At 57.3% G+C, this 21,009-nt stretch carries 22 protein-coding genes; 8 read left to right on the forward strand and 14 right to left on the reverse strand.

All coding sequences use genetic code 11. From position 1 onward, the window contains the following. The first annotated feature begins 20 nt into the window (after positions 1-20). From EKL30_RS14050 to EKL30_RS14080, 7 genes are all read left to right on the forward strand, one after another. Complete coding sequence (locus tag EKL30_RS14050) at positions 21-989, forward strand: tripartite tricarboxylate transporter substrate binding protein (RefSeq protein ID WP_126707854.1); 969 nt, start codon at positions 21-23, stop codon at positions 987-989. After that, complete coding sequence (locus EKL30_RS14055; RefSeq protein ID WP_126707855.1) at positions 990-1,661, forward strand: 3-oxoacid CoA-transferase subunit A; 672 nt, start codon at positions 990-992, stop codon at positions 1,659-1,661. Beyond that, the gene (locus EKL30_RS14060) at positions 1,658-2,356 is read left to right on the forward strand and encodes a 3-oxoacid CoA-transferase subunit B (RefSeq protein WP_126707856.1); all 699 of its coding nucleotides are present in this window, start codon (positions 1,658-1,660) and stop codon (positions 2,354-2,356) included. The genes EKL30_RS14055 and EKL30_RS14060 overlap by 4 nt, the downstream gene beginning before the upstream one ends. A 58-nt stretch (positions 2,357-2,414) precedes the next feature. Next, the gene (locus EKL30_RS14065; protein ID WP_126707857.1) at positions 2,415-3,383 is read left to right on the forward strand and encodes a tripartite tricarboxylate transporter substrate binding protein; all 969 of its coding nucleotides are present in this window, start codon (positions 2,415-2,417) and stop codon (positions 3,381-3,383) included. Positions 3,384-3,542: 159 nt separating this feature from the next. After that, complete coding sequence (locus EKL30_RS14070; protein ID WP_126707858.1) at positions 3,543-3,812, forward strand: CopG family ribbon-helix-helix protein; 270 nt, start codon at positions 3,543-3,545, stop codon at positions 3,810-3,812. Continuing rightward, positions 3,812-4,087 carry a type II toxin-antitoxin system RelE/ParE family toxin gene (locus EKL30_RS14075; protein WP_126707859.1) on the forward strand — a complete coding sequence of 92 codons (276 nt, stop codon included), beginning with the start codon at positions 3,812-3,814 and terminating at the stop codon, positions 4,085-4,087. Before EKL30_RS14070 ends, EKL30_RS14075 begins: the two co-directional genes overlap by 1 nt. Positions 4,088-4,200: 113 nt before the next feature. After that, complete coding sequence (locus EKL30_RS14080; RefSeq protein WP_233583136.1) at positions 4,201-5,424, forward strand: isochorismate synthase MenF; 1,224 nt, start codon at positions 4,201-4,203, stop codon at positions 5,422-5,424. A gap of 89 nt (positions 5,425-5,513) precedes the next feature. Here EKL30_RS14080 and EKL30_RS14085 read toward each other — a convergent pair whose 3' ends face one another. The 8 genes from EKL30_RS14085 to EKL30_RS14120 form a co-directional block, all read right to left on the reverse strand. Continuing rightward, positions 5,514-6,488 carry a tripartite tricarboxylate transporter substrate binding protein gene (locus EKL30_RS14085; protein ID WP_126707860.1) on the reverse strand — a complete coding sequence of 325 codons (975 nt, stop codon included), beginning with the start codon at positions 6,486-6,488 and terminating at the stop codon, positions 5,514-5,516. 210 nt (positions 6,489-6,698) lie between these two features. Continuing rightward, positions 6,699-7,433 carry an ABC transporter ATP-binding protein gene (locus tag EKL30_RS14090; protein WP_126707861.1) on the reverse strand — a complete coding sequence of 245 codons (735 nt, stop codon included), beginning with the start codon at positions 7,431-7,433 and terminating at the stop codon, positions 6,699-6,701. Next, entirely contained in the window at positions 7,426-8,163 is a 738-nt protein-coding gene (locus EKL30_RS14095) for an ABC transporter ATP-binding protein (RefSeq protein WP_126707862.1), read from the reverse strand. Before EKL30_RS14095 ends, EKL30_RS14090 begins: the two co-directional genes overlap by 8 nt. Beyond that, a complete protein-coding gene (locus EKL30_RS14100) occupies positions 8,163-9,134 on the reverse strand; it encodes a branched-chain amino acid ABC transporter permease (protein WP_126707863.1) in 972 nt (323 codons plus the stop codon). Before EKL30_RS14100 ends, EKL30_RS14095 begins: the two co-directional genes overlap by 1 nt. 2 nt (positions 9,135-9,136) lie before the next feature. After that, the gene (locus EKL30_RS14105) at positions 9,137-10,027 is read right to left on the reverse strand and encodes a branched-chain amino acid ABC transporter permease (RefSeq protein WP_126707864.1); all 891 of its coding nucleotides are present in this window, start codon (positions 10,025-10,027) and stop codon (positions 9,137-9,139) included. Positions 10,028-10,096: 69 nt separating this feature from the next. Continuing rightward, positions 10,097-11,317 (reverse strand): ABC transporter substrate-binding protein, encoded by a 1,221-nt coding sequence (locus tag EKL30_RS14110; RefSeq protein WP_126707865.1) that lies wholly within the window; start codon positions 11,315-11,317, stop codon positions 10,097-10,099. 148 nt (positions 11,318-11,465) lie between these two features. Next, on the reverse strand, positions 11,466-13,037 hold the full coding sequence (locus EKL30_RS14115; protein WP_126707866.1) for an amidase: 1,572 nt from the start codon (positions 13,035-13,037) through the stop codon (positions 11,466-11,468). A 159-nt stretch (positions 13,038-13,196) separates the two neighbouring features. Then, on the reverse strand, positions 13,197-14,093 hold the full coding sequence (locus tag EKL30_RS14120; RefSeq protein ID WP_126707867.1) for a LysR substrate-binding domain-containing protein: 897 nt from the start codon (positions 14,091-14,093) through the stop codon (positions 13,197-13,199). A 129-nt stretch (positions 14,094-14,222) separates the two neighbouring features. Here EKL30_RS14120 and EKL30_RS14125 point away from each other — a divergent pair, with 129 nt between their 5' ends. Then, a complete protein-coding gene (locus tag EKL30_RS14125) occupies positions 14,223-15,200 on the forward strand; it encodes a tripartite tricarboxylate transporter substrate binding protein (protein WP_126707868.1) in 978 nt (325 codons plus the stop codon). A 72-nt stretch (positions 15,201-15,272) separates the two neighbouring features. Here the strand turns inward: EKL30_RS14125 and EKL30_RS14130 are convergent, their stop codons facing one another. The 6 genes from EKL30_RS14130 to EKL30_RS14155 form a co-directional block, all read right to left on the reverse strand. Next, complete coding sequence (locus EKL30_RS14130) at positions 15,273-16,100, reverse strand: phosphodiesterase (RefSeq protein ID WP_126707869.1); 828 nt, start codon at positions 16,098-16,100, stop codon at positions 15,273-15,275. Then, positions 16,097-17,158: an ABC transporter ATP-binding protein gene (locus EKL30_RS14135; protein WP_126707870.1), complete on the reverse strand. Its 1,062-nt coding sequence runs from the start codon at positions 17,156-17,158 to the stop codon at positions 16,097-16,099. Before EKL30_RS14135 ends, EKL30_RS14130 begins: the two co-directional genes overlap by 4 nt. Before the next feature lie 9 nt (positions 17,159-17,167). Beyond that, on the reverse strand, positions 17,168-17,968 hold the full coding sequence (locus EKL30_RS14140; RefSeq protein WP_126707871.1) for an ABC transporter permease: 801 nt from the start codon (positions 17,966-17,968) through the stop codon (positions 17,168-17,170). Between the two features lie 9 nt (positions 17,969-17,977). Continuing rightward, entirely contained in the window at positions 17,978-18,823 is an 846-nt protein-coding gene (locus EKL30_RS14145) for an ABC transporter permease (RefSeq protein ID WP_233583138.1), read from the reverse strand. Further along, the gene (locus EKL30_RS14150; protein ID WP_126707872.1) at positions 18,824-19,831 is read right to left on the reverse strand and encodes an ABC transporter substrate-binding protein; all 1,008 of its coding nucleotides are present in this window, start codon (positions 19,829-19,831) and stop codon (positions 18,824-18,826) included. It abuts the gene before it with no gap. Positions 19,832-19,899: 68 nt separating this feature from the next. Continuing rightward, entirely contained in the window at positions 19,900-20,943 is a 1,044-nt protein-coding gene (locus EKL30_RS14155) for a LacI family DNA-binding transcriptional regulator (protein ID WP_126707873.1), read from the reverse strand. Between the last annotated feature and the right edge of the window lie 66 nt (positions 20,944-21,009).

The raw sequence follows: 21,009 nt of genomic DNA on the forward strand, positions 1-21,009 counted from the left end.
AAAACACCAAGGAGCCAACCATGAAATCCTTCCGTCTTACACAGCTTCTGGCCGCGACCGCCCTTGCCCTTCCGCTATGCGCACATGCCGCCTGGCCCGAGAAACCCATCACCATTATTGTTCCGGCCGCTCCGGGCGGTACGACCGATATGGCGGCCCGCCTGATCGGCGACAAACTCGGCCAAAGTCTGGGCACCACCGTCGTCATCGAGAACAAGGCTGGCGCGGCAGGCATTGTCGGTACGCAACAACTTGTGCGTTCGGCGCCAGATGGCTATACGTTGATCATGGGCAATATCGGGCCCAACGCCATCAACTACAGCATGTACAAGAAGCTGCCCTATACGCCGGAGGATTTCGTTCCTATTACGCTGGTCATTTCGGTACCCAACGTGCTGGTCGTCAATGCCGATTCGCCGGCCAAGAACGTCAAAGATCTCATCACAATGATCAAGGACAAACCCGACACCGGCACGTTCGGCAGTTCCGGTACGGGCCAGTCGCCACATCTGTCGGCCGAAATGTTCAAGCAGCGTGCCGGCATCGACGCCACCCACGTCGCATACAAGGGTGCTGGCCCGGCTGTCACGGCATTATTGGGTAACCAGTACACCTTCATGATCGACAACCTGCCAAGCTCCCTGTCATTTATCAAGGCGGGCAAGTTCCGTGCGCTGGCGGTAACCAGCAATGAGCGCGTCGCCGAATTGCCTGACGTCCCAACCATGGCCGAGGCTGGCGTGCCCGACATGGTGGTGACGGCCTGGTTCGGTTTGCTGGCTCCGAAGGGAACTCCACAAGACGTGATCGACAAGATTTATGCCAGCGCCAAAACGGTGCTTGCCTCTCCTGAAATCCAGACCCGTTTTCAGGGTATGGGCGGCAAGGCTGGTGGCAATAGTCCCGCAGAATTCGCTACATTTATCGACGGTGAACGTGCACGCTGGGAACAAACCGTTAAAGCGGCCAACCTATCTGCTGGAAACTAAATGATTAACAAGATCAAATCTTCGCTGGCCGAGGCCGTGCAGCTCATTCCTGATGGGGCGACGGTCCTGATCGGAGGCTTTGGCGACACAGGCATCCCCTTCGAGCTCATCGATGCCGTGCTTGATCAGGGCACGCGCGAACTGACGGTTGTCAGCAACAACGCGGGTGCAGGCGAACGCGGCATTGCGGCATTGGTGGCCGCAGGCCGAGTCCGCAAGGTCATCTGTTCACACCCCCGCCCGCCCAATGCCGAAATCTTCGCCAAGGCTTACCGGGCGGGCCAGGTCGAACTCGAATGCGTACCGCAAGGCACGTTGGCAGAGCGCATGCGCGCTGCCGGCGCCGGGCTGGGGCCCTTCTTTACCCCTACCGGATATGGAACACGCGTAGCCGAAGGCAAGGAAACCCGTATTGTCGACGGCAAAGGCTACGTGCTTGAACAGCCGCTATCGGCTGATTTCGCCCTGATCCGGGCGTATCAGGGTGATCGTCTGGGGAACCTGACCTATCGGCTGGCAGCCCGCAACTTCAACCCCGTCATGTGCATGGCAGCGCGTCACACTATCGCTCAAGTCGATTCCATCGTTCAGGCGGGCGACATACCGCCCGAACAAGTCATGACGCAGGCCATCTTTGTTCACTCCGTCGTATTGGCAGGCAAGCAATCATGAATGAATCCGTATCGCTAAACCGCAAGCAAATTGCGCAACTCGTGGCACAAGACATTCCGGATGGTTCGATTGTCAATCTGGGCATCGGCATGCCCACCCTGGTGGCCGACTACTTGCCCGCCGATCGCGAGATTCTGCTGCATAGTGAAAATGGCATTCTCGGCATGGGCAAGGCCGCCATCGACGAGGAAATAGATCTGGACCTGATCAATGCCAGCCGCATTCCGGTCACATTGCTGCCAGGCGCATCGATCACCGAGCACACCATATCGTTTGCCATGATGCGCGGCGGCCATCTGGATTTCTCCATCTTGGGTGGCTTCCAGGTAGCCCCCAACGGCGACCTGGCCAACTGGATCACCGACGCCGAAGACGCCATCCCCGCCATCGGCGGGGCCATGGATCTTGCCGTGGGCGCCAAACGCGTACTGATCATGATGGATTACACCACCAAGCTCGGCGAACCCAAATTATTGGCCAGTTGCTCTTACCCATTGACTGGCGTAGGGGTGGTCAACTCTGTATATACCGATATTGCCATTGTCGATGTAAAAGACGGCAAGTTCATTGTTCGTGCCATCGCCCAAGGTCTGAGCCTGGACGAACTCCAAAAGAAAACCGGCGCGCCGCTGTATGCATCGCCCGAAATGAAGACCATTTCGCTGAACAGCAACGGGGAACCCGAACTCGTGTAAATCGTCAACCGTACAGGCGGGCACCAGACCCGCTTTGCATCCCAGGAGAGACAAGACCATGAACACAACCAGATTCATTCGTCGATTTGCGGCCGTTACGGCCTTGCTGGTGGGTGGCGCACTGCACGCGCAAGACTTCCCCAGTCAACCCATCAAGCTGCTGATCCCTTATCCTCCTGGTGGCAGCGCCGACATGCTGGCCCGCCCCCTGACGGCGCAATTACAGAAAGAGCTGGGCCAGCCGGTTGTGCTGGAATACAAGGCCGGCGCAGGCGGCACGATCGCAACGTCACAACTGGCCCGGTCCAAGCCCGACGGGCACACCATACTGATGGTGTTGGCGGCGCATGCCATCAATCCCAATCTGTATCCCGATCTGCCCTACGACACGCGCAAGGATTTCGCCCCCGTGTCGCTGGTTGCTACCTTGCCCCTGCTGGTCGCGGCGCCATTTGCCACACCAGCCAACACTATTCAGGAGCTGGTCGCCTATGCAAAAAAGAACCCCGACAAGCTGACTTTCGCGTCGGCGGGCAACGGCAACACCAGCCACCTGGCCGCTGAGATGTTCAAGGCGACAGCGGGCATCAAAATGCTGCACATTCCCTATAAAGGAAGCGGCCCGGCTGTCGTGGCACTGCTTGCAGGCGACGTATCGCTGATGTTCGACAGCATCTCCACCTCGCTGCCCCAAGTAAAAGCCAACAAACTAAAACCATTGGCCGTTACCGGCGCCAATCGCTCGCCCTTACTACCCGACGTTCCGACCGTGAAAGAGTCGGGCTTCCCTGACTTTGTCGTCAATGGCTGGTACGGCATCCTGGCCCCGGCCGGTACACCCAGACCCGTGATCGATAAGCTGAACAAGGCCTTCGCCAACGCTGCACGCGTACCCGCGACCACCCAGCAACTCAACGGTTTCGGCTATGACGTGGTCGCGTCCACCCCGGAAGAATTTGGCCAGCATATGGAAAAAGAGCTTGGCCTGTGGGAAAAAACAATTAAAGATGCCGGCGTGAAAATGTAGCCTTGGGGCGCATTAGGTGTATCGTCACATGTAGTCGATTCATGTTTAATCATTATGATCTAATATGAATCGACGCATGACAAAAGACGGGCGCCCATTGCTCACCCTTCCTTCTTGCGCGCTAAATCAGTCGTTACTGCAGCCACGGAGGATTTCAAAATGCCTAAACCTGACACCCGTGTATTGACGGCACATATTCCTATACCGCTGGCAGAAAAACTGGACCATTTGGCCGCACGCCTCGAGCGATCACGAGGCTGGATCATGAAACAAGCATTGACTTCATGGATCGCTCAGGAGGAAGAACGCGACCGCCTGACACATGAAGCGCTGTCGGACGTTGATGCGGGCCAGATCATCGACCACCAGGCCGTCCAGGCGTGGGCCGATAGCCTTGGCACCGAAGAAGTGCTTCCGGCGCCACGCTGATGGAGCTAAAGTGGACCAATAAGGCACTCTCCGATTTGGTGCGACTCTACGAATTTCTGGCACTGGTGAATAAAGGCGCGGCGACGCGTGCCATGCAAGCGCTAACGAAAGCCCCAACCATTTTGCTGACCAATCCACGTATTGGTGAGCAGCTCTTTCAATTTGAACCCCGCGAAGTGCGCCGGATTCTCGTTGGACAGTATGAGATACGCTACGAAATCCAGGCCCAAACGATCTACATACTACGAGTGTGGCACACGCGAGAGACTCGCTGACTCGTAAGTTTACGAATCGGATTGCCCGACTCGTCCGCCCAGCGGCGCGAATTGAACTGCTCCCGCTTTTCTGATACCTTCTGGCGGGTTTTAAAAATATTAGGTGTAACGAAATGACGATAGAAACGCCAGCTATTGCTGCGACGCAAAACGTATCGGTCCAGCCCGGATCGACTGGTGACCAATGGCTTGTGGACAACTTCGCAGTGGGCGATTTTTTCTTTGCCTCGCCCGACAAGCAATATCGCGCCTGTGCTAAAGACGGCGTGGTATCCGCCTACCAAGCAGTCAGCCGCGACGTCGTTAAGGCGCTGTTTGAACAGGCTAGCCAGCAAGGTGTGCAGGCTCCAGTCATGTTCGGATTGGTTCCATTCGATGTTGCCAACGCTGCCAGCTTGGCGATTCCTGTAAAGCATACAAGTGCCGGCATTCCGCCCAAAGCTTCTGTCGCCGCCAGCGACTTGCCTCCTCAACAGACTCGCCCCCAAGTCGTGTCGCGCGAGCCGGTACCGGCTCCGGAACAATATGGCGACATGGTGCGCAAGGCGCTAGGCTTATTTGACCAGGGCGAGCTAAAGAAAGTCGTGCTTTCGCGGGCCATGGACGTGCAGCTGGACCGTCCCGTCGACTACACACGTCTGCTGCCGGACTTGCTCAGCCGCAACGCCCATGGCTACACCTTCGCTGTCCCGGTCTGGGCCGACGGTGCCGATGCCGCGCCAACTGGCGTCATGGTTGGCGCTAGCCCCGAGCTTCTGGTGCGCCGGGAAGGCGACCGCATCTACGTCAACCCTCTAGCCGGTTCAATTGGCAGGAATAGTGATGCCGAAACCGACCAAGCGTTAAAGGACGGCCTGGCCCGATCCGAGAAAGACTTACGCGAGCATGGCTATGTTGTCAGCGACATCGTTCGCATCCTGCGCATGCACTGCGACGAACTCGATGTGCCCGACGGCCCTTCGGTCATCGGCACCGACACGCTGTGGCACCTGTCCACCTACATTACCGGGCGCCTGAGCGACACCACCATGACGGCGCTGGACTTGTCGCTCGCCCTGCACCCCACACCCGCGATTTGTGGTCATCCTACGGCAACCGCCTTTGGCCATATCCGCGATATTGAACCATTCGACCGCGGTTACTTTGCGGGCCTGGTGGGCTGGCAATTGGCTAACGGCGACGGTGAATGGGCACTGACCTTGCGCTGCGCCCTTCACGACGGAGGCAGCAAGCTGCGTCTGTATGCGGGGGCCGGAACCGTGGCTGGCTCTGATCCTGAAAGCGAGATCAAAGAGACCGCCACCAAAATGGAAACCTTCATGCGGGCCATCAGCTAGGACGCTGACACGGCCGTTGCACCAATAGAAGAAGCCCGCTTTAAGCGGGCTTCTTTCATGAAACGGCGTATACCCTGCGCAAAAAGCGATCAGTTCACGCTAAGGTTCAAGCGTTTAATTAAGGGTTTCCAGCGCTGGAGCTCTTCGTCCATATACTGGGCGAATTCCGCAGGCTGATTGCCCACCGGTTCCATGAACTGCGTTTTCAGGCGAGCCTGGACTTCCGGATGCTTGATGGCAGTAATCAGCGCAACGCTTAACTGGCGTTTGATGTCGTCTGGCACACCCGATGGCGCTACAAAACCGATCCAGCCCGACCCTTCGATTCCGGCAAGCCCTTGCTCGGCAAGCGTCGGAACCTCAGGCAAGAAGCTTGCGCGCTGGCTGGAGACCACGGCCAGTGGACGCAAACGGCCATCCTTGATCATGGACATTACCGCAATCGGCGGCAAGGCTGCAAAATTGGTGTCGCCTGACAATAGCGAAGTGACCGCTGCCGGGGACGAAGCGTAAGGCACATGAACCGCCTTTCCGCCCACCCGCTCAAGCAGGAGCTCGACCGATAGATGTGAAACCGTACCGGCGCCAGTCGATGGGAAGTTATTGATCGCGTTCGGTGCCTGCATGGCCTTCGTCAAATCGCTGACCGATTTGATTGGCGAGTTACCCGGCACGACCAGAATATTCGGTTGGTGCACGCCCAGCGTCAAGGGCGACAGATCTTTCTTGGGATCATAAGGAAGATTGTCGTACAGCACCGTGTTGTTCACCATCGGGCCGGTAATGGAAACACCAAAAGTGTAGCCATCCGGTGCCGCTTTGGCGATAACCGAGGTACCCAGGTTACCGCTCGCGCCAGGACGGTTCTGTACGACGATAGCCTGGCCCAAGTCCTTTGCCGCTTGTTCCGCAATCACCCTGGACATCATGTCGGGGCTGGAGCCGGGCCCAAAAGGCACCACCAGCGTCAAGGGTTTGGACGGCCATTTCTCGGCTGCCAAGGCGGGTACCGAAACGCTCAAAGCCAAGGCGGCCGCCAAGCCAGCCCGAATCAATCTGTGCATATGTGTCACTCCTGTTGCTTTCTGATGTGTCGATGAAGATGTCTGCCGATTCCGTGCCTTGGCGGTTTATCCAGACGGCTTGGCCGGTCGCGCCGCCGGCAACCCCATGGGTCGCAGCGCAGTGAGTTTACCTCACGGCTTTATGCATTAGAAAACGTATCGAACAATGTGATAAGCCTGGCTTCGCCAGCGGGGCTTATTTAGAAAGGCTCAGAAATTGATGCCCAGCCACTCCCGCACCTGCGCATGCAGGTCGCCCTGGAAGTCCTCCGGCGAGCCGGATGCGGTAATTTCACCCAAACTCATCACGTAAATATGATCGGACATCGCGACCACGCGCCGCACGTTGTGGTCGACCAGCAATATACCCATGCCCGATTCCGCAAAGGCCTTTATCCACTGGAACACCTCAACCGCCACCTTGGGCGCCAAACCGATGCTGGGCTCATCGATCAGGCAGACCCGCGGCTGCACCATATAGGCCTTGGCAAACTCCAGCGACTTTTGCTGGCCGCCCGACAAGTCGCCAGCCTGCGCTTTGAGCTTTTCTCTCAAAATGGGGAAGCGAGCCAGTGTCTCGTCGAAGCGCTGTTCTATGACCGCCCCAAATTTGCCGCGCCGGCCCTCCAGTGGAAGGCGCAAGTTCTCTTCTACGCTCAGGTACGGGAACAGGCTGGATTCCTGGGGGATATACCAAAGGCCGTCATCGATCAGCGCGTGCGGCTCTTTACCTGAGATATCGGTGCCCTGCAACCGTATGGTGCCGGACTTGGGCTTTAGAAACCCGTAGATGGTCTTGAACAGCGTTGATTTACCTGCGCCATTCAGGCCGATCAGCCCGCTGATATAACCCTGCCGTATGGTAAGCGACACATTACGCAAAACGTCGATGTCGCCCATATAGCCGGAAGTGACGCCATCTAGTTCAAGCAAGACATCAGACATGGTCCTGCTCCTCGGCGGCCTCTTCACCCAGATACGCTTCGATGACCGCGGCCGACCGCAGAACGTCGTGCGTCGTACCTTCGGCCAGCACCTTGCCGGCGTTCATGCAAACACAGCGTGGGCACAGGTCGACGATCACGGGCATATCATGGCTGACCAAAATAAAGGTTTGTCCCGCCTCGTTGCGCCGGCGTATGAAACCGGACATCGTCTCCTTCATGATGGGATGAACGGCTGCAAAAGGCTCGTCAAGCAATGCGATACGAGGAGGGACCATAAAGCAGGCTCCGAACTCCAGAAGCTTGCGCTGGCCGCCGGACAACTGGCCGGCATCAAGGTACATGACGGGAGTCAGCTTCAGTTCCTCCAGCAGTTGAGTCGCCCGGGCATACGACTGGGGCTCGTTCAGACCTAATGCCAGGCCACAGACAACAAGGTTGTCGAATGCGCTCATGCGATTGAAGACGCGTGTCATCTGGAACATTCGCAATACGCCCAAGCGGGTTAATTGGGTGGGGCCCAGCCCCAAGATACTCTTGCCGTCCAGCAGCACCGACCCGCTATCTGCGGCCAGGTGCCCTGATAGCACGTTAAGTAGCGTGGTCTTACCCGAACCGTTGGGGCCGATCAAGCCCAGCAGTTCGCCTTGTCGCACCTCCATACTGGCCCCATCGACGGCACGCAGTCCACCAAAGCGCTTTTCAATATTTTGAATTTGCATCAATGCCATCAGACCCCCTTACTTGCGGCGACCGAACGGCGCAACAACGAGCGTCGAAGCAAGCCCCACAGACCTTCGCGGAAGAAGCGCGCAAATATGATCACCAGAGCGGCGAACACGATCATTTGTATGCCACCCACATCGCGCAGAAATTCCGACGCGGTATATACCAGCATGGCCCCAATCAACGGCCCCACCAACGTACCCATGCCGCCGATAACGACCATGGCAATGACCAGCCCGGTCTGTGCGATCAAGCCAAGTTCGGGGCTGACCAGGCTGGCAAACGTTCCATACAAGCCGCCGGCAAATCCGCAGATGGCGCAGCTAATAAAAAAGGCGACGGTTTTATAACGCACCACATCGACGCCGCGGCTGGCTGCGCCAATTTCATCGTCGCGAATCGCCTGCAGGAATCGCCCCATCGGCATACGCAACACGCAATACACCACCCCCACCACAGCGATCAGCGCGGCCAGGAATACATAGTAGTAGCCTAACCGGCTGTCGAATAGGGTTGGAACGTTCAGCCCCTGATCGCCGCGGGTGAAGCCGATGGAGTTGTAAATAACCAGCCGTATGATTTCGGCAAACGATAAGGTCGTCAGCGCCAAATAGGCGCCGGACAAGCGCAAGACAATGCGCCCGAGCACCAGACCAATGATGCCCGGAATTATGATGGACATAGGCAGGCCTATCCATATCGGGGCCTTGAGATGGTAAGAAAGCAATCCTGTGCTGTAACCGCCCAGCATGGCAAAAGCGGCTGGCGCCAGTGAGAACTGGCCCGCATACCCCGCCAATAGATTCCAGCCCGAAGAAAGGATGGCGAAGTACATGCTGACGATCAGCACACCTAGCCAATATGGAGAATGCACCATCAACGGCATAATGGCCAGCACGCCCAGCACGATCAAACTAAGCAGCAGCTCGTTGCGCAGTTTGCTGGAGTGCAAGTTGGGATGTTGAGCAGTCGACATGGCTAGACCTCGCGGGCACGTTCGCCGAATAATCCCTGAGGACGAAACAGCAGGATCAAAATCAACAGCACCAAGCCGTAGGTATCGCGGTAATCATAAGACAGGTATACCGCGCCAAAGCTTTCCAGTACCCCAAGCAGCAAGGCCGCCAGGATGCTCCCCGGAATGGACCCCATGCCGCCAATTACGACAATCACGTAAGACTTGATCGCCGGAAAAACTCCCACATCCGGCGCGGGATTGATGACAGGCGCCAGCAAAGCGCCCGCAATCGCCGCCAGGACGCCGGACGCTACAAAGACGATGCAGCTGGCGCGCGCCGTATCAATGCCGGCGATGGAAGCGCCCAAGCGATTCTGCGCGACCGCCTGTATCTGCCGCCCCCACAGCGATCGCTTGATGAACAAGGCAAGCGCCGTGAGCAGAACGATGGCCAAGCCAGCCGTAATAAGCTTTTGGCCGCTCATCATGAAAGGGCCTATGCTGATGCGGGTCACGTCGGATAAAGCGGGGCCGCGCATCGGGTAAGGCCCGATTACCTTGTCGAAAAGATTGATAAGCAGCAGCGACAAGCCAAACGTTACGACTACGGCATATTCATCTTTCATGAGTCCCCATGACCCATATCCGGTATATAGCGGGCGCATCAGCCAGCGTTCGGTAGCCCAGCCTATGGCGGCGCCGGCCAGGGCCGCAATCGGCAATGCGAGCCATGGGGATACGCCCAGACCCAGAGCGACCAGGGTGTAGGTGTACGCCCCTATCATGTAGAACTCGCCATGGGCGAAATTCACCACCTTCAGGATGCCGAATATCATCGCCAACCCCACGGCCATCAGGGCGTAGTACAAACCGATGATGAGTCCATTGACAAACAGATCAAGCGCCAGCACGGTGCACCTCCGCAATGCCGGGGCGTTGTTGCCGCCCCGGCGGGAACATCAACATAAAGATGACCGTTGTTACTTGGCAGGCTTGACGAGTTTGTCGGTTTGCAGGCCCTGCCCCGACGTTTGGATCAGCGTGGTCTTGCTAAGCGGCTGATTGATTTCGGTGAGCTGGTAGGTGACGTAGGGAATGTCGACCCACTGTTGATAGCTGTAGCCCGGATCTTGCGAGAAACGGAATTTTCCGCGCACGCCTTCATACTCCATGTCTTTCAGCGCCTTGATGATGGCAGCACTGTCAGTGGACTTGGCGTTTTCGATTGCCCGGGCGATTTGCAGCACGGAATCGGCCGCCTGGAAAATCAGGCGATTAGGCTCACGCTTGGCCTGCTGTTCGTAGATTTTGGCAACTTGCTGGCCTATTTCCGGCATAGGCATTTGCGGATGGTACAGGCCGAAAGCCAGCATATATTTTCCGGCTTCCTTTACGTTCTGCCAAAAATCCGGATAGTCCGCAATACCCGCCCCATCGTAGAACCAGGTTTTGGCCGTCGGTGCGACGCCCTGCTCGTACAGCTGATTCATCAGAATATAAGCGGCTGGCGGCAACATGATGTTGACCACCATCTGTGGCGGATTGGCGCGCAAAGGCAACACGGCTGGCGTGAAATCTTTACCTGCGCGATCCAGCGCGATGGACTTGTAGGCGGTATCAGGCGCAAGTTTTTTTAGAAATTCGCCCAACACTTTGGCTTGGCCCAAGCCGTAGTCGGTATTTTCAGCGAAAACCACCACGTCTTTCAACTTCATGGCAGCAATGGTCTCGGCCATGGCCGCCGACACACGCGTGTTGTAGTTGCCCGGGTTGAAAACTTCCGGATAACCTTTGGCGCGGATGTCGTCTGACCAGCAATTGGTATTGACGTAAGGCACTTTATAGCGATGGGCGACCTCGATTTCCGCCAGGCATACCGAACTTTGGTGCCCGCCGGTGACAGCCACCACTTTATCGCGCGAGATCAGCTTTTCAGTGGCTGCGCGCCCTTTCTCTGGAATTCCCTGATTATCTTCATAGACAATATTCAACTGCCGGCCAAGCACGCCGCCCTTGTCATTGATGATTTTCTTGATGATCTCGACACCTTCTTTGACCTGGGTACCTTGAACGACGGACCCGGGCGGCGACTGCGCAATACTGACGCCGATGACGATGGGACCGTCAGCCGCCTGCGTCGGCGTGATGATGCTGAACATCGCTGCGGCAGCCGCGATCATGGCAAAACGAAGTTGTCTCATGGGAACTCCTCCTGTGATGTCGAAATCCACAACGCCTAAGGAATTGCGGGCCTCGGTTCGATCAGACAGGCAGCATGCGTTATATCGCACATCAGGCCGGCCGGACTGGTTAAGGTTACTTGTATGCCATTCAATGTCAATGCGCCTTTCATATAAAACTTTCGTCGCTGCGCACCAGGCGCTCGACGCGTGCCGCCACCGCCAATACCTTCCAATCGTCGCTACGTGCGCCAGCAAGCTGAAGGCCTACCGGCAAACCGTTAACGCCCAAACCGCAGGGCATGCTCAAGGCCGGCATTCCGGTCAAATTGAATGGCAAGGTCAGGCTCGTCATGGCCGCGTGCAAGGGCATTTCTTGCTGCCCAACAATAAGAGACTTAGTGCCGGATGCTGGCGCCGTCGTTCGCAGCGTCGGTGTAATCAGCACGTCGATTCCAGCCATGGTGGACTGAAACATGGCGGCCAGCGCAGTGCGAATACCTTGGGCACGGGTATACCAAATAGCAGGGAAGAACTGTCCGATCTCGAGCCGGACCCGTACATCAGCCCCCAGCGTTTCCGGCCTATGCACCAGGCGTTGCCAGTGAACGGCCGTCGCCTCGCTGCATAGCGTGACGAACTGCAAGGCCGCGCTGTTTTCCATACCTGGCAACGTGATCGGAACGAGTTCAGCGCCATCGGCGCGCATGCGATCCATCGCGTCATTCATCGCGCGCAACACATCTGGCGCAAGCGGCTCAAAAAAATAATTCGATGGCACGCCTATGCGCATGCCCTTCAGGCTCGATAAGCGTTGAGGCACCTGAGCTGGCAGCCCGGCCATGACCGAAAACAGCAGCGCCGCGTCGTCCACCGACCGCGCAATCGGGCCAAGATGATCCAAGGTGGCGCCGAGGTCCATGGCGCCCTGGCGGGGAATCACGTCGTAGCTGGGCTTGAAACCCACCACACCGCAGCAAGCGGCTGGGATACGAATGGATCCGGCCGTATCGGTGCCCACGGCAGCGCCCACAATGCCGGCCGCAACCACTGCGGCGGACCCGCCGCTGGAGCCGCCGGCAATAAACCCCAACCCCCGTGGGTTGCCAACAAATCCGTAATGAGGATTCTCGCTGGTAATGCCATAGGCAAGCTCGTGCAGATTCGTAGTACCGATAATCAATGCGCCGGCATCACGCAGCCGCGAAACCGCCAGCGCATTTTTAGAACTGCGTTGAGCCGAGCCGCCCTTGGTGCCTCCGGTAAGGGCAAAGCCCTTGACCGCCATCAGGTCTTTAACGCCTATCGGTACCCCAAGCAGGGCCTGCGCCATGCCTGCCTTGGATGCAGACCCCGCCGCCCGGGCCTGCTCGGCAAGCTGCACATCACTGGCCAGTTGAATGAATGCGTTCAGATGGGCGTGTTGCGTTGCCGCCTGCAGGGCTTGCAGCGCCGGGTCAAGTATGTTGCTTTCTTTACGATGTGCCGCCCTCGCAATTGACGCCATACCCACGGCGTCGTCTGGCGGCCCGATGCCATCGGATTCGACCGCGTTGGCCGACGCCACATACTGGCAACTGCCGCCATCGATGAAGCCGTCTAGAAGTTCAAGCTCTGGCAGATTCACGCCGAGACGCTCTGCCCAGGCCTTCCGACGGTCAGCAAAAGGGTATCGGTTCAAGGCCGCCACCCCGTCGGCCGCCCGTTCAAAGCGCTGAAGAATATCTGGCACTGCAGACATACCGACCCACCCCCCGATATTTTGGCTACAAAATGAGGCTGCTCGCTTAACCGCTTAGACGGTCGGTATCATGATGCACAGCAGGATTTCGCCTGTCAATATATCAACCGGCTACCGCCAGCGGCCCATTCAGAAAACGAAATGCCAATTCCCGAAGATTTAACCGGCGGGACTCAAGTGCCGGACAAACAAACTGGCCAACGGTTTCGCAGCCGTGCTCAAGGGCACGCCACGCAAATGAAGTAAGCCCAAGGCCATGGGTGGCGGCATGGGCAGGCCGGCTATCTGCTTCATGCCCAGGCTGAACTTGGCGTCTTGAAGGAGCGGCTCCGGCGCGAAACCAAGCAGGTCGGTTCGCCGCATCATTTCGGTCATCATCATCGGCGAATTGCAGTTGACCACGTGAGCGGGAGCGCCGTGGCCGGCCTGCACCAGCCACTCAACCAGGTTCTGGGCATGGCTGCCTGCGGAAATATTCATCACCCACCGCGCTTGCGCCAGATCTTCCCAGCTGCGCGCCGAAATGAGAGGATGGCCCACACGTCCGGCGACAGCGCCATTCACCTCCGCAATTTGCTGAAAACTGATTTCGTGCGGTAAGTCGTTGGGGTCGGCAATCGCGATGGCAAAATCTATTTGCCCTTCAACCAGCGCCGGAATAATGTGCGTAAGAAATCCTTCGGTTAGCCTTAGCTCGGCGTCAGGGTAGCTCGCCTGGTAAGTCTCGAGCACCTGCGGCAGCGCCACCACCGCCACCATGGGGGTTATCGCCACGGCAACGCAAGCGCCCACTCCACCCTGCAATAAATGAATTTCGTTTCGCGCTCTTGACAGCGCCGACAGGGCGTAACGCGCCTGAGTCAATAGAACACGGCCTGCCGGAGTGAACTCAATTCCCTTGTAGCTGCGCAACAGCAACTCGGCGCCCACATCCTCTTCCAATTCGCGCAACGCCTTGGTCAGCGCGCTCTGGCTCAGATTCATGAGGCGGGCGGCGGCCCGTATGGAGCCGCTTTCTGATACTTGAACAAGCGCCTTTAGCTGATGGTCCTTCATCTAGGTGAATCCTTTTGGTTGTCACCCCGGAAAATATACCATCTTCTCATACCGCATTAAGGTTTCTATGATGGAAACCGAATGTGTACAAGAGGCAGCAATCCGTTTTTTAACCTTGAAGGATTAACGATGAAATCGATATGCAAGCTTCTTGTTGCATCGCTTATGTTCGGCACAGGCTTTACGGCTTCCGCGGCATCGGCTTATCCGAACAAACCGGTCACCTTGATGGTCCCCTATCCCGCCGGAGGCGTGTCTGACGCGATCGCGCGAGCGATTAGTGGGCCCTTGGGCCAATCGCTGGGGCAAACCGTCCTGGTTGAAAACCTGGGCGGCGCCAGCGGCACGATAGGCGCGCAGAAGGTATTGAATGCGCCCGCCGACGGCTATATGGTGTTCCTTGGGTCGCCCAATGAAATCATTCTGGCGCCTTTGGCCAATAAGGCTATCAAGGTTCGTGCCGAAGATTTCACCATGCTCACTCAACTTACACTGAATCCATTGGTGCTTATTGCCAGCAAAGACCTCCCAGCCAATTCACTCGACGAGCTGCTGGCCTATGCCAAAAGCGCTGGGCGGCCTTTAAACTACGGCAGTGTCGGCATTGGTTCGGCTTACCACCTCATCACCGAGAGCATGGCGCAAAAGACGGATATCAAGGTAATGCATGTGCCGTACAAGGGCATTGCACCACTGCTCCAGGATTTGGGCGGTTCCGTTGTCGATTTTGCGATGTTGCCCTATGGCACCAGCTATCGAGGACTGGCCGATCAGAAGCGGATAAAACTATTGGGCTGGGTAGGCCGCGAACGACGGGAACTCGACTCTGCCATTCCCGCGTTCGGCGAAGGCAAGAACCTGCAAGACTTCAATCAACAGATTTGGGCGGGCCTTATGGTCAAGAAAGGCACGCCCGCCGACATTCAGGATCGCCTTCATAAGGCGATTGGCGACACGATGAAAGATCCTGCCGTACGCAAAGCGTTGTCCGCGGTCGGCTCGGAAGTGGCGCCGCTTAACACGCTGGTCGAAGCCGAAAAGCTATTGGCGGCTGAGACAAACAAGTATCGCGTCCTGGCCAAGGAAATCAAGCTGCAGCCAGAGTAAACCGGAAAACTGAACTGGCTACGGTCAGCTCTTGTCTTACGTCGCTTCTACCAGTCAGACAAGAGCTGGCATTCAGTCAATCAGCACACCGTCCTCGTGAAAGGGATAAGGTCCTTCGAAATTTCCCGTAGGCATGCTGTGCGTCACAAGCCGTCCAGAAGCGTCGTCCCAAGCGTGGACACGAAACGCCGGGGGTTCAAGAGTCCAGGTCGACGCCGCGGCGTCATCAAGGTCCAATGACACCTGATGCGCGGGCGACGGCGCCGTCGAGGCGATGGTCCTTCCAAAACGCACCTCGATCGGCCGATGCAGATGGCCGCAAATCAGGCGTTCGACATTGGGGTATCGCGCTACGATCGCTTCAAGCTCAGCTGCACCGGTAAGCAAGCCGATGTCGTCCATGTGGCCAATCAGCGTGCGAAAGGGCGGATGATGCATCGCGATAACCACTGGCTTATCGGTACTGTCTGCCAACACGTCTTCCAGCCAGTCCAACCGTTCACTGCAAAGCCCGCCTTCGCTGCGTCCGGTAGTGCTCGTGTCGAGCACAACAAGCCGTATCTCATCGATATCTGCCGTATATTGAATGTAGCTACCTACGCCAAGATAGCTGTGTTCAGGAAAGATTTTGCGCAGTTGGTCACGATCGTCATGGTTGCCTGGAAGCAGGTACACCGGCATGGTCAGTGGTGCCAGCAACTGCCGCAGATAGCGGTACTCGGCGGCGCGACCAAAATCGGTCAAATCGCCAGTAATGACCACTGCGCTTGGGCGTTGACGCAATGCATTCACGGAGTCGACAGCTGTGCTTAGGTAGGGCGCCGTATCCAGGCGTCCATAGGCCAAACGTCCCGGTTCGCGTATATGCAGATCAGTAAGCTGCACGATGGACGTCGTCATGATGATATCTCCACAGTAGGTAAGAGTCGGTCGGGATCTATCGAAATTCCAACAGTGTTGCCGACCTGGTAAGGGCTATGGCCGTGCATCTCGACGAGCAACGGTTCCTGACCTTCCGTCGAAACCCGGAATTGGACGCGGTCACCAAGAAACACGCGTTGTTCCACGCGCGCCAGGGCGCACCCTTCCTGCATCGGTCCCAGCTGCACGTCCTCTGGACGCAGCATCACCGAATGATGTGCGCGCAAGGCTTCGGGGCATGGCACGCTATTGCCACCCAGACGCAGAACACCGTTTGCAAGCGCATCGGCATCTCGTTTCAGGGTGTTGACACGGCCAAGGAACTGCGCCACGAAGGGATGGGTGGGCTTGCGATAAATGGATTCGCCGTCGCCTATCTGGACGATGGTGCCGGCGTGCATGACAGCAAGTCGATCCGCGATCGCCAGCGCCTCTTGCTGGTCGTGCGTAACATGGACCGCTGTCGTACCCAAGCGGCGCAGTAGCTCGGCAAGCTCGACGCGCAGTGATTCTTTCAACTTCGCATCGAGGGCGGCCAAAGGCTCATCCAGAAGCAATATGCGCGGACGCACCGCCACAGCTCGGGCAAGGGCCACACGCTGCCGCTGTCCGCCGGAGAGTTCTGCCGGCCTTTTCTTTTCCAGTCCGTTTAAGCGGACCAGGTCAATGAGCTCGCCCACGGCCTTCTGCCGTTCATGGGCCGGCACCCCACGGATCGTGAGCCCGTAGCCAATATTGGCCTCAACGCTCATTTGCGGGAACAAGGCGTAGTTCTGAAACACCATGCCCACACCCCGTTTTTCGACGGGACGGCGAGTGACATCCTGGTCGCCAAAAACGATGCGACTTCCCTCATCGGCCGATTCCAGTCCTGCCAGCAGGCGCAGCAACGTCGTTTTCCCACAGCCTGAGGGCCCAAGAAGCGCAATCACTTCGCCCGGTTCTATTGTCAGGTTGGTGGGTAATAGTCCTCGTGTGCCATCGGGAAAAGTTTTGGCACAATTAACGACTTCTACCCTGATTTTTTCAAGTTTCATAAACGTTCTTTAGCTCGCATATCGTTTCTGCACAAAATTCGACACTGCCTGCAGCAGCCACAGAATAGGCAAAATAACCATGAAGAACACCAGCGTGTAAGCCGACCCAATCTCGATCCGCATCGACGCGTAGCTATCGGCCAATCCAACCGGCAAAGTTCTTGTTAATGGGGTGTGCAACATCCAGGTCAGGTTGAATTCCCCTATCGACAGCGTAAACACCATCAGCGTGCCTGCCACGATTGATGGCAGCACCGCAGGCACCAGGACCCCGAGAAAACGTTGCGGAAAACTTGCCCCTAGCGTGCGCGCCGCTTCTTCGATCGCGAGCAGCTCATTGCGCTGAAAGGCCGACGTAACGGTCCTGACCATGAACGGCAACGTGAACACCACGTGTCCCACCAGGATGAAGGCAAAACTTTGCCGAAACGTCGTCGTTCCGCCGTACGTCAATATCAGGGCCAGCGCGGTTGCCAGTCCTGGCACGGCCACCGGCAGCGTAAGAAGTTCTTCAAAGGCGCGCGCGGCACGGGATTGACTACGGGCCAAAGCATAAGCACACGGCACGCCCAGGATCACGGTGCAGAAGACACAAGCCAACGCCAGGCCAATGGACGCATTCACCGTACTGCCATAGATGGACCACACTTCCTGGAGCCATCGCAAAGTAAAGCCGCTGCCTATCCCCCCGCTGTAGTTTTGCACCAGCCCCGCCAGGATCGAAATCAACATCGGGCCGATCATGAAGAAGGTGACGAAGACAGTGATCGCAAATAAGATCGGTGCGCGGTCAGTTCGAGAGAGCTTCATGGGTTTCCCTTAACGCGCCGGCGATAGGCCGCAGAGTAGGCGCGCGGCAAACAACACAGCCCCGGTGATCAAGCCCAAGGCAATCGACAAGGCTGCCGCGGTTGCGAAGTTGGCGTAGTTGGTAAATTCGTTATAAATAGTGATCGGTAATACCTCCACCTTGCTAGCAAGCGTGAATGCCGTTCCGAAGGCGCCCATGGCCGTCGCGAATACAATGGCCCCGCAGGCTACCGTGGTCGGTGCGAGCTGCGGAATCCACACATCGCGAGTGATGTGCCAGCGCGACGCGCCCAGCATGCGTGCCGCCTCTTCAAGTTGCACGTCGATGGCCTCGGCAGCGGCTGTGTAGGAAGCGACTGCACGTGGCAGGGAGAAATACAAATAGGCCAGAAACAAGCCCGTTAAGCCATATGCGAAGGTCACGCGGCTCAGTCCCAACGAATGTGTAAAATCGGCCACCAACCCTTGACGGCCCCCAAGCAAAATTACGAAGAATCCAACAATGACGCCAGGAAACGCCAGGGGCAGTGTCAGAAGCGCCAACAAGGTCTGGCGCCCGCGAAAGGATCGGCGCGCCAGGTAAATGCCGGTAGCCGCTCCGATCACCAGGGTGGCAATGGTCACCACCAAAGAAAGCAATACGGTATTGAGTATGCTTTCAAGATAACGGGAATCCGTCAGTATTTCAAAATAGGCCGACCAGCCTTTCTCTGCGGGAACGGTAATCAGGCGTGCAGTGGGCAGTAACCAAAAGGCAAAGAAAAAAGCGGCTGCCGGTGCCATACACGCCAACATTACCCCCCGCCGTCCGTCCAAGGTAAACATCGTGGATTTCATGGCGCGGGGTACCGTCATTTACCGCACTTCTTTCAAGTAGCGATCCGAGAAGCCGCGCTGAACCTGGGCCATGCGGGCGTAATCAATTGCCTTGACGCGTGCATATTCGGTCGCGGGCAAGAATAGCGCCTCGACATCTTTCGGCATGGCATCGGCACGGACGGGGCGCAGGAAGGCGCGAGCCCAGATTGCCTGACCTTCATCGGAAAGCACGAAATTCAGCGCCTTTTTCGCGTCATCGGCATGGGGTGCGTTGGCCACGAGGCTCATGACGTAGGGAACCGCAACGGTGCCTTCGGCAGGAATGACGAATTCAACGTTCGCCTTGTCCTTGTATTTTGCACGGTAGGCGTTGAAGTCGTAATCAAGAAGAATCGCAATTTCACCCGACAGCAAGCGTGCATAGGAAGTTTGCTTGGGCACGATAGGCTCATTGGCCTGCATGGTCTTGAAGTAGTTGATGACCGGATCGAAGTTGTCTAACGAACCGCCCAACGCTTCATTGGCCGCAACGGCACCCACATAGCCTACGAATGCCGACGACGGATCAAGGAAACCGACCAGGCCTTTGTATTCTGGCTTGACCAGATCCGCCCATGATTTTGGAATGGGTTTGCCGTCAAGCGCGTCCACATTCACCATGAATCCCATCGTGCCGGAATGGATGGAAAACCATTTCCCGTCAGGATCTTTAAGATCGGCGGGAATATCTTCCCATCCCGCTGGCTTGTAGGAGGCGACTACGCCCTCCTTGTCGGCCTGAGCGGCAAACGAGATCCCCATATACACCATATCGGCGACAGGATTGGCCTTTTCTGCCACCAACTGAGCCAGTGATTGGCCGGAGTTCTTATTGTCGGGAGGTATTGCAACTCCCGTCTTGTCCTTAATCGCGCGTAACTGCGTGCCCCAGTCTGCCCATTCGGTAGGACAGTTATAGCAGATGGCCGTTTGCGCCATGGCGCTACCTGCGGTCAGGCCAAGCACCAGAAAGCCGGCTTGGGCAAATCGTTTTATGAAAGACATTGAAATCTCCGAGAAACTAGAAACGAACAAGGGAAAACAAGAACGCGCGCCCGATAGGAAGCATGCGCTCAGGAAGATGGACACACGTCGATAGGGGCAGGTCCACAGGATTCGCCCCAATGAAGGGTGTAGGGCAGGGTTATGCTGCTTGCCGCAGCGGGCGGGTTTTCTTGCTCCAGTCCCTGCACCAGCAAGGCCACACTGCGCTGTCCCATCTCTGCATTGGGCTGCGCCACAGTGCTTAGTGCGGGCGTCATATCGGCACCTAGCTGTATGCCGTCAAAACCTGAAATACTAATGTCGTCCGGCACCCTCAAGCCGCACAATTTGGCGGCACGAATCGCGCGAATCGCAATCAGGTCGTTAGAGCAGACAAGTGCCGTGGGGCGATTCCCAGCTTGCAGGACGGCGGAAATTTCGTCGATTGCCGTTTCAATAAAGGGCACTTCGATCAGCGCTGAAGGCGTCAGGTTTGCCTGCTCCATGGCGGAGACAAAACCGTCGTAGCGCTGCTGGGCACGGTCCGACGCTGCCAGGCGCCCGCACACCATGGTGATCCGCCGGTGACCCAGGCGGACCAAGGCGTGTGTCAGCTCCAGCATCGCATCGTCGCCCGCAACCGATATGCAGGGATGTTTAGAATGTCGGTTGTAGACGAGCACGTAAGGCGTGCCTGCCGCCTGAATCTGCTGGATGGCCTTGGACTTGGCCGCGTCGGATACCACCAGCACCATGCCGTCCACGCCACTGGCTTGCAGGTTGGCGACGGCGCCTTCTTCCTGGTCTAATTGATAGCCGGTGGTCTGCAGCATGATGGCGTAATTCGCCATGGCGGCGGCCCAGGCAATACCTTGCAAACATTCGGCAAACACGGGGTTAGTGAGGGTAGGCAATACGACGCCAATGGCCCGGCTGCGGCGGGTGCGTAGTGTTCGAGCGCTCGCGTTGGGTCGATATTGCGATTGTTTCGCAACGCCCATCACCAGGTTGCGGGTTGCGTCGCTGACAATATGCGGCGAATTGAATACCCGCGACACCGTGGCCGGGGACACTCCTGCGCGTTCCGCAATATCCAATATGGAGGTCCGGCCGGATTGCTGTTTGTCCTTCACGTAGTTCGCCCGCTCAATTAGCCTGCTATGAAAACGATTTCATAGTAGGTGGCCAATGTTGCGTCC

Source organism: Candidimonas sp. SYP-B2681 (assembly GCF_003971065.1).
Classification (GTDB): Bacteria; Pseudomonadota; Gammaproteobacteria; order Burkholderiales; family Burkholderiaceae_B; genus Pollutimonas.

Bases quoted from the DNA above. Each gene is read 5' to 3' on its own strand.
- EKL30_RS14050 (WP_126707854.1), top strand. From the start codon at position 21: ATGAAATCCTTCCGTCTTACACAGCTTCTGGCCGCGACCGCCCTTGCC.
- EKL30_RS14055 (WP_126707855.1), top strand. From the start codon at position 990: ATGATTAACAAGATCAAATCTTCGCTGGCCGAGGCCGTGCAGCTCATT.
- EKL30_RS14060 (WP_126707856.1), top strand. From the start codon at position 1,658: ATGAATGAATCCGTATCGCTAAACCGCAAGCAAATTGCGCAACTCGTG.
- EKL30_RS14065 (WP_126707857.1), top strand. From the start codon at position 2,415: ATGAACACAACCAGATTCATTCGTCGATTTGCGGCCGTTACGGCCTTG.
- EKL30_RS14070 (WP_126707858.1), top strand. From the start codon at position 3,543: ATGCCTAAACCTGACACCCGTGTATTGACGGCACATATTCCTATACCG.
- EKL30_RS14075 (WP_126707859.1), top strand. From the start codon at position 3,812: ATGGAGCTAAAGTGGACCAATAAGGCACTCTCCGATTTGGTGCGACTC.
- EKL30_RS14080 (WP_233583136.1), top strand. From the start codon at position 4,201: ATGACGATAGAAACGCCAGCTATTGCTGCGACGCAAAACGTATCGGTC.
- EKL30_RS14085 (WP_126707860.1), bottom strand. From the start codon at position 6,488: ATGCACAGATTGATTCGGGCTGGCTTGGCGGCCGCCTTGGCTTTGAGC.
- EKL30_RS14090 (WP_126707861.1), bottom strand. From the start codon at position 7,433: ATGTCTGATGTCTTGCTTGAACTAGATGGCGTCACTTCCGGCTATATG.
- EKL30_RS14095 (WP_126707862.1), bottom strand. From the start codon at position 8,163: ATGGCATTGATGCAAATTCAAAATATTGAAAAGCGCTTTGGTGGACTG.
- EKL30_RS14100 (WP_126707863.1), bottom strand. From the start codon at position 9,134: ATGTCGACTGCTCAACATCCCAACTTGCACTCCAGCAAACTGCGCAAC.
- EKL30_RS14110 (WP_126707865.1), bottom strand. From the start codon at position 11,317: ATGAGACAACTTCGTTTTGCCATGATCGCGGCTGCCGCAGCGATGTTC.
- EKL30_RS14115 (WP_126707866.1), bottom strand. From the start codon at position 13,037: ATGTCTGCAGTGCCAGATATTCTTCAGCGCTTTGAACGGGCGGCCGAC.
- EKL30_RS14120 (WP_126707867.1), bottom strand. From the start codon at position 14,093: ATGAAGGACCATCAGCTAAAGGCGCTTGTTCAAGTATCAGAAAGCGGC.
- EKL30_RS14125 (WP_126707868.1), top strand. From the start codon at position 14,223: ATGAAATCGATATGCAAGCTTCTTGTTGCATCGCTTATGTTCGGCACA.
- EKL30_RS14130 (WP_126707869.1), bottom strand. From the start codon at position 16,100: ATGACGACGTCCATCGTGCAGCTTACTGATCTGCATATACGCGAACCG.
- EKL30_RS14135 (WP_126707870.1), bottom strand. From the start codon at position 17,158: ATGAAACTTGAAAAAATCAGGGTAGAAGTCGTTAATTGTGCCAAAACT.
- EKL30_RS14140 (WP_126707871.1), bottom strand. From the start codon at position 17,968: ATGAAGCTCTCTCGAACTGACCGCGCACCGATCTTATTTGCGATCACT.
- EKL30_RS14145 (WP_233583138.1), bottom strand. From the start codon at position 18,823: ATGACGGTACCCCGCGCCATGAAATCCACGATGTTTACCTTGGACGGA.
- EKL30_RS14150 (WP_126707872.1), bottom strand. From the start codon at position 19,831: ATGTCTTTCATAAAACGATTTGCCCAAGCCGGCTTTCTGGTGCTTGGC.